Here is a 14,701-nt window from a genome sequence, read left to right on the forward strand (position 1 = left end):
AATATTCATTAACAATTAATTTTTTTCTGCTTCCAAAGGAAAATTTATATTTCTTTTTGTTATCAAATATAAAAATTATTTATTATAATTTATTTTTTTTAAAATAAATACTAATATACTTATTTTATAATATTTTTTTATTTTTCTTTCCGTTAAATTAGGAAAGCTTGTATTTGTAACTTACTTTCTTAAAAAATATAATCCTATTAAATATTATACTTAGGAGGATAAACTATGAATTACGAAAAAATAAGAAAAGAAGTATTGGAGGCATCTTTAAAATCAAATAAACTTGGACTTATTCATGGAACAAGCGGAAATATTTCCGTTAGAGATAAAGAAAACAATGTTTTTGCAATTACACCAAGTGGAAGAGAATACGAAACAATGAAACCTGAAGACATTGCAATATGTGATTTAGACGGAAACTGGATAGAAGGAGAATACAAACCTTCTATAGAAGCAATGATGCACGCAGGAGTATATAAGAATAGAGACGATGTTAATGCAGTTGTGCATACACATTCTAAATTTGCAACTATTATGTCAATGAGAGACGGTAGTCTTCCAAGAGCAACTCTTCCTGCTTGTATGTATTATCCTATTAACATTGCAGCACCATTTTATATGGCAGGCACACAAGAATTAGCTGACTGCGTTGTAGAAACATTGGGAGACAGAAGCGATGTAGTAATAATCAAAAATCACGGTTTACTTGCAACAGGTAAAGATATTGATGCAGCCATGACATGTGCAATATATACGGAAGAAGGAGCAGAAGCTGCTTATTACTGTGTTCTTGCCGGATTTGATGATTATATTCCTGAAGAAGAAGCAATTAACTTAAATAAATCTTGTAAAGGAGAATAAAAAAATGCTAAGAGATTTTAACTTCTTACTTCCTACAGATGTTCGTTTTGGATGTGGAGTAAGAAAAGGTATTTTAGAATGCGTAAATGCTTTAGGTATAAAAAAACCTTGTATCGTAACAGATAGTTTTCTAATATCTTCAAAATATGGTCAAGAGCTAAAAGAAAAATTACCAAATGCAGCAGTATTTAGTGATGTCATAGCTAACCCAAATATAGAAACAATATCAAAATGTACAAAGTTTTGTAAAGATAATGACTGTGACGGTCTCATTGCTTTAGGAGGCGGAAGTTCAATAGATACAGCAAAAGCAACAAGCGTTGTAATTAAAGATAATAATCCAATAGATTTATATCTTGATGGAAAAGGAGAAGATAAACTTGAAATTAAAGAAACTCTTCCAATAATAGCAATTCCTACAACTTTTGGAACCGGTTCGGAAGTTTCTCAATTTGCGGTTATTACAGATGAAAATACAAAAAGAAAAGACTCAATAACATCATCAAAAATTTACCCGGTATATTCATTAATCGACCCTGAAGTATCTTATGAATTACCAAGAAATTTAACAATATCAACAGGACTTGATGTTTTATCTCATGCGATAGAATCCTTAACAGGTAAGCTATATAACTCTCTTACAGAATTAATGGCAAGAGAAGCAATAAGAATTATTTTTGAATATCTTCCAAAATGTTTGGATAACGATAAAAAGCAAGAAATGAAGTAGCATTTGCCTCAATGCTTGCAGGTATTGCAATGAGCCATTGCTGCGGAACACTTCCTCATGGTATGGGATGTCCTTTATCAGGACATTGTAATGTTCCTCATGGACTTGCATGTGGAGTAATTCAAATACCTACAATTGAAATCGTCGGAAAAACATGCCATGAACAACTTGAAATATTAATGAAATATATAGATTCAAACTTTAAAGCAGAAGATGAAAGCTGTGCTTCAAAAGCATTAATCAAAAAAATAAAGACTTTATTTGATGAACTTGGAATAGACGGAACATTAAAAGACTTTAACTTAACAGATGAAAAAATAAAAGCTATGGTTCCCGATGCAAAAATACATGGATGCACAGGACTTACTATGGAAGAAATTGACGAAAACACAATTGAAAAAATTTATCAATCATTAAAATAAAAAACTCCTAATGGAGTTTTTTATTTTATTTCAAAGCCAGCTTTTCTAATAGCTTTGTAAATTTCTTCTTTATCAATTTCCCTATCATAAGAAATTTTTACAAATCCTTCTTCATAATCAGCATGAGAAACCAAGCCATCTATTTTATTTAATTCTATTTGAATACTTTTTTCACAATTCTTGCAGTGCATACCTGAAATTTTTATTGTCTCTGTTCCAATAACAGGATTTTCAAGTTTCTTTTGAGGATTTATAACAGTCTTTGAAGAACCTGTACAACAGGAACTTTCTCCCTTAAAATGTTTTATTGTTCCTTTTACTGCAAAAATCAATAAACAAACAACAAGAATTAATATTATTATATCAATCAAAATATCACCTCTTATTATTATTTACGAACTGCCTATCTTTTTTATCTTGTTTTTTCTTTTTTATAAACATATATAATTGATATAAACTCATACCTACTATATAAATGACTATAACCAAAAGAAAAAACCAAAACATTGAAGCTGTAGAATTACCCATTTAAAACCTCTTTATTTATAAATATTTTCAAAAGAAGAATTAGAACAAGAACTACATCCGCTGCAGCCACTGCAGCTACATACACAACCACCATTTTTTTTCTTTTTAAAGTGGTTATATAAAACAAAAGCACTATATCCAATAATTAAAGCTATTATTATAATATCAATCATTTTTATTTCCTCCTTAATAAAAAGTCAGGCATATATTTATACCTGACTTAAATAAAATATATTATGCTCCTTGTACAGATCTTTTTGCATATACTTTTTGATTTTTGTATGGGTCAGGTCTTAGTAATTGGAATAATATTAAAGCTGCAAGTACAAAAGCTATTAAAGTAAGAACCGTAAAAGGACCACCCAGTATAAATGAACCTATTTGATATACACATAAGCAAACAACATATGCAAATACGTTTTGGAATAAAATAGCAAACCAGAACCATTTTCTTGATTGCATTTGTTGTGCCATTGTTGCTATTGCCGCCAAACATGGAGAGTCAAGCATATTAAACAATAAGAAAGAGAATGCGGCAAGCGTTGATGGGAACCAAGTCTGTACGGCTTGTGCTACGGTAATTGGATCTTCACTTGCACTTTCCGCAACACTTGCAAGCACACCCATTGTAGAAACAATCGCTTCTTTAGCCGTAAAACCTGAAAGTGACGCTGCAACCGGTTGCCATTCACCAAATCCCAATGGAGCAAACAAAGGAGCTATTGCACCTCCGATAACGGCAAGAAGACTGTCCTTACTTTCAACCATCGTAAAACTTCCGTCAACAAATCCAAATCCGCCTAGGAACCACATAACAACACAAGCAAGGAACAAAATTGTTCCGGCTTTTATTATAAATCCTTTTAATCTTTCCCAAACATGAAGTAACACTGTTTTTACTTGCGGAATATGATATTGAGGCAGTTCCATAACAAACGGAGCCGGTTTTCCTGAGAAAGGTTTTGTCTTTTTAAGCATAATTGCAGAAACAAGAACCGCAACTATTCCAAGAAAGTACATCAAAGGAGCAACAAATCCGCCTGCTTCATAACTTCCTGTTGCATAACTTGCCATAACACCGCCCATTAATGCAATAACAGGTAATTTTGCACCGCATGGAATAAATGTAGCAGTCATAATAGTAAGTCTTCTGTCATTATCCTGTTCAATGGTTTTTGAAGCCATAATACCAGGAATACCACATCCTGATGATATTAAAAGTGGAATAAAGCTTTTTCCCGATAAACCAAAATGTCTGAACACTCTGTCCATAACAAAGGCTATACGAACCATGTATCCGCAGTCTTCGAGAATTGATAAAAACAGGAATAATATTGCCATTTGAGGTACGAAACCAAGAACAGCACCTACCCCGCCGATTATCCCATTAACAACAAGACTGTTAATCAAATCAGATGCACCTATATTTGTTAAGAATGTTTCTGCCCATCCTTGAATTGCACCCACAAAAGTATCGTTTGTCCAGTCGGTAACAAAAGTACCTATGGTAGTAACGGATATATAATAAACAACAAACATTACCGCAATAAAAATTGGAATACCTAAAATACGATTAGTAACAATTTTATCTATTTTATCCGACACCGTTAATTTTTCCTTACCCTTTTTAACGGTTGTCTTAACGATTTTTTGAATATATTTATATCTTTCATCCGTTACGATGCTTTCCATATCGTCATCGTGTTTTTCTTCTATGCTTTTTCTTTTTTCTTCCAAAACTTTTTTCCCTTCGGAAGAAATATGTATGTTTTCCATAACTTTACTGTCATTTTCAAGAAGTTTTACACTGTACCATCTTTTCTTATCTTCACTTATAGAATTTGGAATTATGCCTTCAATTTCTTTAATTGCACTTTCCAGTTCTTTTGAGAATATTTCATTTGGTCGTTTAACTTCATTTTTCTGTGCAACTTTTATTGCTTCGTTAACAAGTTTATCAAGTCCTGTTCCTTTAAGAGCAGATGTTTCGATTACAGGGCAGCCCATAAGCATAGATAACCTTTCTGTGTCTATAGACATTCCTCTTTTTTCTATTAAATCTGCCATATTTAAAGCAATTACAACAGGTACACCGGTTTCGATTAACTGTGTCGTCAAATACAAGTTTCTTTCTATATTTGTTGCATCCACAAGATCGATTATTACATCGGGATTTTCCTTTAAAATATAATCACGGCTCACAACTTCCTCTAACGTATAAGGTGAAAGAGAATAGATACCTGGAAGGTCGGTAATTATTATATCTTCCTTCTTTTTTGATTTTAATTTACCTTCTTTTTTTTCCACCGTAACCCCAGGCCAGTTACCAACATATTGATTGGCACCGGTTAAAGAGTTGAACATTGTCGTTTTACCGCAGTTGGGGTTTCCGGCAAGTGCAATTTTGATTGCCATTATTTTACCTCCTAGAAATTGATTGTTTTAGATTGTTTTAAACTACTTTACCTGTACACATTTGGCGTCTTCTTTTCTTACGGAAAGCTCATAACCCCTTACCGTAATTTCAACGGGATCTCCGAGAGGAGCCACTTTTCTGATATAAAGTTCGCTTCCTTTAGTTATTCCCATATCCATGATACGCCTTTTATAAGCACTGTCTCCTTCGATTTTTACAACAGTAACACTACTTCCTACTTTTGCATCTCCTAAAGTCATTTTTATCTCCCTTCATAAGTTTTATATTTAAAACACTAAACCATTATATGTTTGGCCATATCTTTGTTAATTGCAACTCTAGAATCTTTAATATTTACTATTACATTTCCTCCAATCATGGATATAACAGTAATTTCACTTCCGTTAACAAAACCTAAGTTTTCTAAAAATCTCTTGGTTTCTTCATTACCGCTTACCCTTTTAATTGTTTCAACACTTCCTATGTTTACCAAATTTAAAGGCATCATTTACCATCCTCTCTTATTATGAATAAAGTTATTGTAAGTTTTCATTTATATTTTCAATATTGTTAGCTATCGCTTACATCTTACTAAAGTTAGTATATGCTAACTTGAAAAATAAGTCAAGTAAAATTTGGAATTTTTTATTTATAAAACTGCTAAAATAAAGGGAATAAATAACTAATCTTAAAAAACCAATAAAGAAAAACAAATAATATAATGGAAATAATTGTAAAATTTTCATTAATAATAAAAAAGACAGGTATTTCTACCTGTCTAAAATTTTTAATTAAATACTTTCATGGAAAGTTCTCTTGATAACTTCAAGTTGTTGTTCTTTTGATAGTCTGTTGAAGTTAACGGCATATCCTGAAACTCTGATTGTAAGAGTTGGATATTTTTCAGGATGATCCATTGCATCAATAAGAACTTCTCTGTTCATAACATTAACGTTTAAGTGATGTGCTCCTTGATAGAAGTAACCATCTAAAATATTTACAAGATTTTCAATTCTTTGATCTTTTGATTTTCCAAGTGCATCAGGTACAATTGAGAATGTATTTGAGATACCGTCTTGGCATACATTTCTGTATGGAATTTTTGCAACAGAGTTAAGTGAAGCAAGAGCCCCGTTAATATCTCTTCCGTGCATTGGGTTTGCACCAGGAGCTAAAGGTTCACCAACTTTTCTTCCATCAGGTGTACTACCTGTTTTCTTACCATACATAACGTTACTTGTAATAGTAAGAGCAGAAAGAGTATGAATTGCATCTCTGTAGATATGATGTTTTTTAAGTTGTTTGAAGAAGTATGTTACAGCATCTACTGCAAGTAAATCTACTCTGTCATCATCATTTCCGTATTTAGGGAAATCTCCTTCAATTTCGAAATCAACTGCAACTCCGTTTTCGTTTCTGATTGGTTTTACTTTTGCAAATTTAATTGCAGAAAGTGAGTCGGCAGCAACAGAAAGTCCGGCAATACCAAATGCAGTAATTCTTTCAACATCTGTATCATGAAGAGCCATTTGAACTGCTTCATAAGCATATTTATCATGCATATAGTGAATGATGTTTAATGTATCTACATATAGTTCAGCAACATATGAAAGAACTTTTTTGTAGTTTTCCATTACTTTGTCAAAATCAAGAACTTCATCTTTGATAGGTTCAATTCCTGGAACTACTTTAATTCCTTTTAATTCATCAACCCCACCGTTGATTGCATATAAAAGTGATTTTGCAACATTTGCTCTTGCTCCGAAGAATTGCATTTGTTTACCTATTGCCATTGCTGATACACAACATGCAATACCGTAATCATCACCATAAATTGGTCTCATTACATCGTCATTTTCATATTGAATAGAGTCTGTGTCAATACTCATTTTTGCACAGTATTTTTTAAAGTTTTCAGGTAAATGTTCACTCCAAAGTACTGTTAAGTTTGGTTCAGGAGCAGTTCCTAAGTTTGTTAGAGTATGTAAGTAACGGAATGAGTTTTTTGTAACCAATGTTTTTCCGTTAATACCCATACCACCTATTGATTCTGTTACCCATGTAGGGTCTCCGCCGAATAATTCATTATATTCAGGAGTTCTAAGGTGTCTTACAAGTCTTAATTTAATTATGAATTGGTCAATTAATTCTTGAGCTTCTTTTTCTGTTATTACATTGTTTTTTAAATCTCTTTCAATGTAAATATCAAGGAATGTAGAAGTTCTTCCAAGAGAAGTAGCTGCACCGTTATTTTCTTTAATACCGGCAAGGTAACCGAAGTATAAAGCTTGTACGGCTTCTTTTGCATTTGTTGCAGGTTTTGAAATATCTATGCCGTAAGACATAGCCATATTTTTAAGTCTGCCTAAGTTTCTGATTTGTTCGCTTACTTCTTCTCTAAGTCTTATTCTATCTTCACTCATTGGACCATCTAAGTTTTCAAGGTCCATTTGTTTTTCTTCAATAAGCTTGTCCACACCGTAAAGAGCAACTCTTCTGTAGTCCCCTATTATTCTTCCTCTTCCGTATGCATCAGGAAGTCCAGTTAAAAGCCCTGCTGTTCTTGCAAGTCTTGTTCTTTTTGGATAAGCATCAAAAACGCCGTCATTGTGTGTTTTTCTGTATTCTTTAAAATGTTTTTCAATATCTTCGTTTAGTTTATATCCATATTGTTCAAGGGCAGAAGTTGCCATTCTCATTCCACCATAAAGATTTACAATTCTTTTTAATGGAGCATCTGTTTGAAGTCCAACAATAACTTCATTGTCTTTATCTATATAGCCAGGTTTAAAATTTTCAATACCGGATACGGTATCTACTTCAACATCAATTATACCTTTTTTAATTTCCTCAACGATTAAGTCATGAGCTTTTGCCCAAACTTTATCTGTTTTTTCAGTTGTTCCTTCTAAGAAAGAGTCATCTCCTTCATAAGCAGTGTAGTTTCTTTGAATAAAATCTCTTACGTTTATTTCTTTTTCCCAAACACCGCTTTTAAAATCATACCATGGATTAGTCATATAATTCCTCCCTTGACTTAAATTTATTTATTAAAAAATATCTTTTGATATTTTTCAACCACATCTTTTTCCATAGGTTCTGTATCCTCTAGGGGATAATCAATACCCATGACCTTATACTTTTCCCTTCCAAGCTGATGGAAAGGAAGAAGTTCAACTTTTTCAACATTTTTTATTGTATCAATATACCCTTTTAAAGCTTTCATATGTTCTTCACTATCTGTAAGCCCAGGCACAACAACGTGCCTTATCCATATTGGTATATTGTTTTCTTGTACTTTTTTAATAAACTTTAAAGTTTCATCTTGTTTTCTTCTTGTTATTTCATTATATTTTTCATAATCTTCATGTTTTATATCATAAAGAATTAAATCTGTATATTTAAGTATTTCGTCATAATCACCCTTACCATACCCTGCGGTATCAATGCAAGTATGAATATCATTTTCTTTACATTTTTTTAAAAGTTCAAGCAAAAATTCCGGCTGCATTAAAGGTTCCCCTCCGGAAAAAGTAACTCCCCCGTTATTTTTAAAATAAGGTTTAAAACGCTTTATTTTATTTATAACTTCATCTACCGTCATTTCTTCACCTGCACATAAATCCCAAGTATCCGGATTATGACAATATTGGCATCTTAAATTGCAACCTTGTAAAAAAACTACGGTTCTTATACCCGGTCCGTCCACAAGTCCCATAGACTCGATAGAGTGTATTTTTCCCATTTTGCCTCCTTAGAAATTAAGCATTTTTTATTTTTCTTTTATTAATTATTTAACCTTTTATTATCTCCTCCTTATAAGTATTGTTAATCAAACAAATATCTTGTTTAGATTATTATACTATAAAATGTTAGTTATTGCTAACATTTTTTTCTCGAATTGATAAATTTTTAAATTTATTATATAATATAAAAGGTCTACAAATATTGTAACATATGCATAAATAAAAAGATAGAGGAATATCATGGTTAGTTATTTATCAAAGAAATTTATTAAAGATTATAAAAATGTAAAAAATGAAAATGTAAGAAGAGCTTATGGAATGTTATGTAGTATAGTAGGAATATTACTAAACATTTTTTTGTTTGCAATAAAATATTTTGCGGGCATAATAAGCGGCTCAATAGCAATAACGGCAGATGCTTTTAACAACCTTTCTGATGCAGGTTCTTCGGTAATCACTCTTATAGGTTTTAAATTTGCGGGAATGAAACCAGACATTGAACACCCATTTGGACACGGAAGAGTAGAGTATATTTCCGGATTTGCTGTTTCTGTAATGATTATACTGATGGGAGCCGAGCTTTTAAAATCATCAATTGATAAAATTTTTCATCCTGAAAGTATAGATACAACTGTTGTTTCATTTATAATTTTAATAGTTTCAATACTTGTAAAATTATATATGTCTTTATACAACAGTAAAATCGGAGATAAAATAGAATCAGCTGGAATGAAAGCCACAGCAACAGACAGTAAAAGCGACTGTATAGCAACATCGGTTGTTTTAATATCAATGTTAATAGCAAAATTTACGGGAGTAAACATAGACGCATATGCAGGTTTGCTCGTTGCAGGATTTATTCTTTATGCGGGATATGATGCGGCAAAAGAAACATTAAGCCCTCTTCTTGGTCAAATTCCGGAAAAATCTCTTGTTGATTCAATAGAAAAAATTGTTTTAAGCTACGATGAAATTGTAGGAATACATGACCTTGTTGTTCATGACTATGGCCCTGGAAGACTTATGATTTCTCTTCATGCCGAAGTACCTGGAAACGGAGATATTTTTATTCTTCATGATGCAATAGACAGAGCAGAGATAGAACTTAACGAAAAATTAAACTGTGAAGCTGTAATCCATTTAGACCCTATCGACACAGACAATGAAGAAGTAATGGAAATGAAGAGCAAAATTACTAAGCTTATCAAAAAAGAAATAGATGAAATAATTACAATACACGATTTTAGAATAGTAAAAGGAAATACTCATACTAATGTTATTTTTGACGCGGTTATACCGCCAAAGTATAAAATGACAGATAAAGAAGTTGAAACAAAAATAAAAGGTTTGGTAAAAAATAATTTTAAAAATTGCTTTGCAGTTGTCAAAGTAGAAATTACATATGTTTAAAAATATCCCTCTATAATTTTTATAGAGGGTTTTATTTAATAAAAGGAGGTTTATATGAATACTAATTATTTAAAACTTTCTGATGAACTACAAAAACAAATAATAAACGACAGAAAAGAAAACAAAATCAATCCATATGCTTTTAAGGATGAAAATATATTAAGAAGGGACATGAATAAAGATAAAGCAACTATTTGGAGACCTGCATTTGTAAGAGATATAGAAAAGACAATGCATATACCTTACTACAACCGTTATTCAGACAAAACCCAGGTATTTTCATTATATAAAAATGACGATATATCAAGAAGAGCTTTTCATGTTCAGCTTGTTTCAAGAATTGCAAGAAATATAGGAAAAGTACTAAACCTAAACATAGACCTTATAGAAGCAATAGCACTTGCCCACGATATAGGACATACACCTTTCGGACATGGAGGAGAAAGAATATTAAGTGAAATATATCACGAAAATACCGGAAGATATTTTAACCATAACGTGCATAGTGTAAGAGTACTTGATAAACTATCAAACCAGAACATATCTTTACAGGTTCTTGACGGTGTTCTTTGCCATAACGGAGAACTTGAACAGAAAAAATACAAACCCTGCACACTTAATGGATTTAAAGAATTCGATGAAAAAACAAATAAATGCTACATTGATGAAAAATATATATCATCTCTTCTACCATCAACTTTGGAAGGCTGCGTTGTAAGAGTAAGCGATATTATTGCTTATCTTGGAAAAGACAGGCAAGATGCTCAAAGACTTCATATTCTAGAAGATGAAAGAATTTTTAAGAAAAATAAAATGGGAAATACAAATTCTGAAATTATAAATAATTTATCCGTAAACATAATACAAAATAGTTACGGTAAAAACTATCTTCAAATGGATAAAGAAGTTTATGAAGCACTAAAATGGGGTAAAAAAGAAAACTACAAACTAATATATGAAGACAGTAAAGTAACCAAAGATTACGAAAAAAACATAAAACCAATGTTATTTGGTATTTATAATAAATTTTTAAAAGACCTTAAAAATAAAAATACAAATTCACTTATATATAGACATCATATTAAATACGTAGAAAATTTTAGTAAGTTTAAATATAACGACACAGACCCGAACGATATAGTAGTAGATTTTATAGCAAGCATGACGGATGACTATTTTATAGATTTACATGAATATCTTTTCCCGAAAAGCAAATATAAAGTTAAATATATAGATTATTTTGAATAAAAGCAAGAGGATAAAAACTCTTGCTTTTTATATAATATTTAATATAATTGTAAGATTTATAAATATATATATTTGATATAATATTATAAAGAGGGAAAGATATGAAAAGAGCAATAGTAAAAGAATCCAAATTTGTATTAATATTAGGTATTATATCAGGAATATTTTTTTTTATTATTTCTATTATTTCTTTAGTTTCATCAATATTAGATAATGACATTATGACATTTATATTTTGTTTAATTGCTTTGGGAAGTTTTTTATTTCTTTCAATTTACTTAGTAATATCATATTTAAGAAGAAAACTTATCTTATATGATAATTATTTTACCTATACGAAAACATTAGGAAAAACAAAAAAATATGAATATAGTGAAATATCATCTGTTCAAATTCTTAATAAAATGGGAGATAAAAAACTAATAATATATAAAAATGATAAAAAAATCGTATCCATAGAAAATAATATGGCAGGATATAAAGATGTAATAAAGTTTTTTAAAGAAAAGAAAATAAAAATAAGTAAATTTGATTCAAAAAAAGACGGTAATATTTTTCAAAAAATAAAAAACAGTTATGAAGACAATAATAAATTTGAAATAGAATATATTAAAAAAAATTTTAAAATAAACCAAATAAAAAAAGAACAACATTTTGTTAAAGTATTTAATATAGTTATAATAATATGCCTAATAATATCTTTTTTTCTTACATCAAAAATAAATATAATAATATCAATTTTAAGCTTAATTATATACTATATACTTTATTTATACTATTATCCTAAAATGGTTAGTGAAATACCTAAAAAAGCAGAATCGTATACAATTCCTTTTCCTTTTATAGGAGTTCTAATATGTATTTTTATGGTTATGTGGCAAAGCGAAACTATAAATGACAATAGTAATATATTGTTTATACATACATTAATTTACTCCATTATTATTCTTATACCTTTTTTAATAACAACAATATTAAAAAAAATTAAAACAATAATATGGAAAAAAATAACTGTTTTTCTGTTTATAGTTGTAATTTCTTTTTGTACAGTATCACCACTAAATTATATACTTACATTTAGCGAACCTACTTATGAACAAGTAACAGTATTAGAAAAATACATGAGTTCATCATCTTATGATGATAGTTATTATTTTACAGTAATATTAAATGGAAAAACACAAGATGTATCAGTAAATGAAGAAATTTATGAAAATACAAAAATAAACGATAAAATAAATATATGTAACAAAGAAAGTATTTTTGGATATAAATATTTTACGGTACAAAAATAAAAGCAGTACATAATGTACTGCTTATTTATTATCATTTTTTATAAGTTCTCTTATTGCTTCAATAGCAACTTTTATAACTTCATCTGTATCATGAACTTGAATATTGCTAAGTCCCGCTTTTTCTCTTTCTTGATTTGCTATTGCCAAAAAACAGGCTCCGCATCTTACTTTTAAATAACTTGCAACTATAAAAAGAGCCGCACTTTCCATTTCGCTGGCTTTACAACCAAGCTTACACCATGCATTCCATTTTGATAAAAGTTCATCTTTATTAGGAAGAGTTTCCGGTCTATGTTGACCGTAAAAAGAATCTTTACTTTGAACTACGCCGACATGACTGTTTATATCAAGTTTGTCCGATGCATTCTTAAGCGCCGTTATTATTTCAAAATCAGCAACTGCAGGATATTCAATCGGCGCATATTCCTTTGATGTTCCTTCAAATCTTATTGCTCCGCTTGCAATAACCATATCTCCACCTTTTACATCAAGATCCATTCCTCCACATGTTCCAACTCTTATAAAAGTATCCGCTCCACATACCTTTAATTCTTCCATTGCTATTGCCGCAGAAGGACCACCTATACCTGTTGAAGTAACGGAAACTTTTACTCCGTCAATCTCTCCTGTATAAGTAACAAATTCTCTTGAATCGGCAATAAGTTTTGGATTATCAAAATACTTTGCTATTTCCTTACATCTTTTAGGATCTCCTGGAAGAAGAACATATTTTCCTACTTCTCCCTTTTTTACACCTATATGGTATTGTTTTCCGCTACCTTCAGCATAATCAATCATATCCATATCCTCTCTTATTAATAATTTTCCAAATAATTAAACATATCATCTATATTATCAGTTACAAAAAATAAATCAAAAACTTTATCATTCATCATATTTTCACCTGACATTTTTTTCATAAATGAAAACATATCGTCAAAAAAATTATTATAGTTAAAAACAGCGATTGGTTTATTTATAATTCCTTTATTTTTAAGTACAAGAACTTCAAAAAATTCATCAAGAGTTCCTATTCCTCCGGGAAGAATAATAAATCCGTCACAATTACTTTCCATATAAAGTTTTCTAACACTCATATTTTCCTTTGAAATTAATGTAGTGCAATCTTTATATACAAATGTTTCCATGTCAGAATCGTCTAAAATTATTCCTATTGTCTTGCCATTACTATCATTTACTTCCTTTGCAAGTCCACCTAAAAGACCGTTTTTCCCACCGCCGAAAATTAAATCATGTCCTCTTTTTGCAAGAGTTTTTCCTATTTGTTTTGAAACTTCTATCATTTCTTTATCTAAATTTTTTGAATAAGAACCGTAAATACATATATTCATATTACCACCTCAAATTAATTATATAATATATAATAGATTTATTTACGTTTATATTAAGTTTTTAATAAAAATATATAAAAAATATAAATATAAGAATTTAAATGCACAAACTCTTTAACCAAACATATAAAAACAAAGTTTCTTTATAAGTGTTTATTTTTATATTATATGTTATTATATTTATATATTAAATTTTTCGGAGGAAATAAAATGGAAAAAATAGCAAGTTTTATGGTAGACCATAACGTACTTGAACCGGGTATATATTTATCAAGAAAAGACAGGGGAGTTATAACATACGATTTAAGATTTATAAAACCAAATACACCTCCTTTTCTTTCAAATGTAGCACTTCATACAATAGAGCATCTTTGTGCAACATGCTTAAGAAACTCTTCTTACAGCGATAATATTATTTATTTTGGACCTATGGGATGTAGAACAGGATTTTATCTTTTAACTTTAGGCTTAACACATAAACAAGTAGTGGAAATAATAAAAGAAACAGTAAATAATTTATGTGAGTATGAAGGAGAAGTTCCCGGTAAAAGCGCTGTGGAATGCGGAAATTATAAAGAACTTGATCTTAATGAAGCAAAAACAGAATTAAAAAAATATAGAGAAGTTATAAAAGATTTAACTGAAGATGATATTTACTATAAAAACTAAAAAGACACCAAAAGG

15 protein-coding genes and 1 pseudogene are annotated in these 14,701 nt (G+C 30.1%); 6 read left to right on the forward strand and 10 right to left on the reverse strand.

Going from position 1 to position 14,701, the window contains the following annotated elements; translation table 11 throughout:
• Window positions 1-234 precede the first annotated feature (234 nt).
• Together M6G78_RS04035 and M6G78_RS04040 are read left to right on the forward strand one after the other, a co-directional pair.
• Window positions 235-870, forward strand: coding sequence for a class II aldolase/adducin family protein (locus M6G78_RS04035; RefSeq protein ID WP_138269517.1), 636 nt, complete (start codon window positions 235-237; stop codon window positions 868-870).
• Window positions 871-874: 4 nt separating this feature from the next.
• A pseudogene (locus M6G78_RS04040) lies at window positions 875-2,022 on the forward strand (iron-containing alcohol dehydrogenase family protein).
• Window positions 2,023-2,042: 20 nt separating this feature from the next.
• Here the strand turns inward: M6G78_RS04040 and M6G78_RS04045 are convergent.
• The 8 genes from M6G78_RS04045 to pflA form a co-directional block, all read right to left on the reverse strand.
• Window positions 2,043-2,393 carry a heavy-metal-associated domain-containing protein gene (locus M6G78_RS04045; RefSeq protein ID WP_138269520.1) on the reverse strand — a complete coding sequence of 117 codons (351 nt, stop codon included), beginning with the start codon at window positions 2,391-2,393 and terminating at the stop codon, window positions 2,043-2,045.
• Between the two features lie 4 nt (window positions 2,394-2,397).
• Window positions 2,398-2,550, reverse strand: coding sequence for a hypothetical protein (locus tag M6G78_RS04050; RefSeq protein WP_171020662.1), 153 nt, complete (start codon window positions 2,548-2,550; stop codon window positions 2,398-2,400).
• An 11-nt stretch (window positions 2,551-2,561) separates the two neighbouring features.
• On the reverse strand, window positions 2,562-2,723 hold the full coding sequence (locus tag M6G78_RS04055; RefSeq protein WP_207734448.1) for a FeoB-associated Cys-rich membrane protein: 162 nt from the start codon (window positions 2,721-2,723) through the stop codon (window positions 2,562-2,564).
• A 61-nt stretch (window positions 2,724-2,784) separates the two neighbouring features.
• Window positions 2,785-4,965 (reverse strand): ferrous iron transport protein B, encoded by a 2,181-nt coding sequence (gene feoB / locus M6G78_RS04060; RefSeq protein ID WP_138269522.1) that lies wholly within the window; start codon window positions 4,963-4,965, stop codon window positions 2,785-2,787.
• A 42-nt stretch (window positions 4,966-5,007) separates the two neighbouring features.
• Entirely contained in the window at window positions 5,008-5,226 is a 219-nt protein-coding gene (locus M6G78_RS04065) for a FeoA family protein (RefSeq protein WP_138269523.1), read from the reverse strand.
• A 35-nt stretch (window positions 5,227-5,261) separates the two neighbouring features.
• Window positions 5,262-5,474 carry a FeoA family protein gene (locus tag M6G78_RS04070; protein ID WP_347559333.1) on the reverse strand — a complete coding sequence of 71 codons (213 nt, stop codon included), beginning with the start codon at window positions 5,472-5,474 and terminating at the stop codon, window positions 5,262-5,264.
• A 283-nt stretch (window positions 5,475-5,757) separates the two neighbouring features.
• Complete coding sequence (gene pflB, locus M6G78_RS04075) at window positions 5,758-7,986, reverse strand: formate C-acetyltransferase (RefSeq protein WP_138269524.1); 2,229 nt, start codon at window positions 7,984-7,986, stop codon at window positions 5,758-5,760.
• A 23-nt stretch (window positions 7,987-8,009) separates the two neighbouring features.
• The gene (pflA, locus tag M6G78_RS04080) at window positions 8,010-8,711 is read right to left on the reverse strand and encodes a pyruvate formate-lyase-activating protein (protein WP_138269525.1); all 702 of its coding nucleotides are present in this window, start codon (window positions 8,709-8,711) and stop codon (window positions 8,010-8,012) included.
• 241 nt (window positions 8,712-8,952) lie between these two features.
• Here pflA and M6G78_RS04085 point away from each other — a divergent pair, with 241 nt between their 5' ends.
• The 3 genes from M6G78_RS04085 (at window position 8,953) to M6G78_RS04095 (ending at window position 12,665) form a co-directional block, all read left to right on the forward strand.
• A complete protein-coding gene (locus M6G78_RS04085) occupies window positions 8,953-10,122 on the forward strand; it encodes a cation diffusion facilitator family transporter (protein ID WP_253229676.1) in 1,170 nt (389 codons plus the stop codon).
• 54 nt (window positions 10,123-10,176) lie between these two features.
• Window positions 10,177-11,370 carry a deoxyguanosinetriphosphate triphosphohydrolase family protein gene (locus tag M6G78_RS04090; RefSeq protein ID WP_253229677.1) on the forward strand — a complete coding sequence of 398 codons (1,194 nt, stop codon included), beginning with the start codon at window positions 10,177-10,179 and terminating at the stop codon, window positions 11,368-11,370.
• Window positions 11,371-11,471: 101 nt separating this feature from the next.
• A complete protein-coding gene (locus M6G78_RS04095) occupies window positions 11,472-12,665 on the forward strand; it encodes a hypothetical protein (protein WP_253229678.1) in 1,194 nt (397 codons plus the stop codon).
• A 21-nt stretch (window positions 12,666-12,686) separates the two neighbouring features.
• Here M6G78_RS04095 and udp read toward each other — a convergent pair whose 3' ends face one another.
• Together udp and M6G78_RS04105 are read right to left on the reverse strand one after the other, a co-directional pair.
• Complete coding sequence (gene udp, locus M6G78_RS04100; protein ID WP_371922826.1) at window positions 12,687-13,460, reverse strand: uridine phosphorylase; 774 nt, start codon at window positions 13,458-13,460, stop codon at window positions 12,687-12,689.
• Between the two features lie 20 nt (window positions 13,461-13,480).
• A complete protein-coding gene (locus tag M6G78_RS04105) occupies window positions 13,481-14,017 on the reverse strand; it encodes a TIGR00730 family Rossman fold protein (RefSeq protein WP_253229679.1) in 537 nt (178 codons plus the stop codon).
• A 210-nt stretch (window positions 14,018-14,227) separates the two neighbouring features.
• Here M6G78_RS04105 and M6G78_RS04110 point away from each other — a divergent pair, with 210 nt between their 5' ends.
• The gene (locus M6G78_RS04110; RefSeq protein WP_253229680.1) at window positions 14,228-14,686 is read left to right on the forward strand and encodes an S-ribosylhomocysteine lyase; all 459 of its coding nucleotides are present in this window, start codon (window positions 14,228-14,230) and stop codon (window positions 14,684-14,686) included.
• Window positions 14,687-14,701 lie beyond the last annotated feature (15 nt).

The sequence above is a fragment of the Anaerofustis sp. NSJ-163 genome, from assembly GCF_024135845.1.
Taxonomy (GTDB): domain Bacteria; phylum Bacillota; class Clostridia; order Eubacteriales; family Anaerofustaceae; genus Anaerofustis; species Anaerofustis butyriciformans.

Bases quoted from the DNA above. Each gene is read 5' to 3' on its own strand.
- pflB (WP_138269524.1), bottom strand. From the start codon at position 7,986: ATGACTAATCCATGGTATGATTTTAAAAGCGGTGTTTGGGAAAAAGAA.
- pflA (WP_138269525.1), bottom strand. From the start codon at position 8,711: ATGGGAAAAATACACTCTATCGAGTCTATGGGACTTGTGGACGGACCG.
- M6G78_RS04105 (WP_253229679.1), bottom strand. From the start codon at position 14,017: ATGAATATATGTATTTACGGTTCTTATTCAAAAAATTTAGATAAAGAA.
- M6G78_RS04090 (WP_253229677.1), top strand. From the start codon at position 10,177: ATGAATACTAATTATTTAAAACTTTCTGATGAACTACAAAAACAAATA.
- M6G78_RS04035 (WP_138269517.1), top strand. From the start codon at position 235: ATGAATTACGAAAAAATAAGAAAAGAAGTATTGGAGGCATCTTTAAAA.
- M6G78_RS04055 (WP_207734448.1), bottom strand. From the start codon at position 2,723: ATGATTGATATTATAATAATAGCTTTAATTATTGGATATAGTGCTTTT.
- M6G78_RS04070 (WP_347559333.1), bottom strand. From the start codon at position 5,474: ATGATGCCTTTAAATTTGGTAAACATAGGAAGTGTTGAAACAATTAAA.
- M6G78_RS04085 (WP_253229676.1), top strand. From the start codon at position 8,953: ATGGTTAGTTATTTATCAAAGAAATTTATTAAAGATTATAAAAATGTA.
- M6G78_RS04095 (WP_253229678.1), top strand. From the start codon at position 11,472: ATGAAAAGAGCAATAGTAAAAGAATCCAAATTTGTATTAATATTAGGT.
- M6G78_RS04110 (WP_253229680.1), top strand. From the start codon at position 14,228: ATGGAAAAAATAGCAAGTTTTATGGTAGACCATAACGTACTTGAACCG.
- feoB (WP_138269522.1), bottom strand. From the start codon at position 4,965: ATGGCAATCAAAATTGCACTTGCCGGAAACCCCAACTGCGGTAAAACG.
- M6G78_RS04050 (WP_171020662.1), bottom strand. From the start codon at position 2,550: ATGGGTAATTCTACAGCTTCAATGTTTTGGTTTTTTCTTTTGGTTATA.
- M6G78_RS04065 (WP_138269523.1), bottom strand. From the start codon at position 5,226: ATGACTTTAGGAGATGCAAAAGTAGGAAGTAGTGTTACTGTTGTAAAA.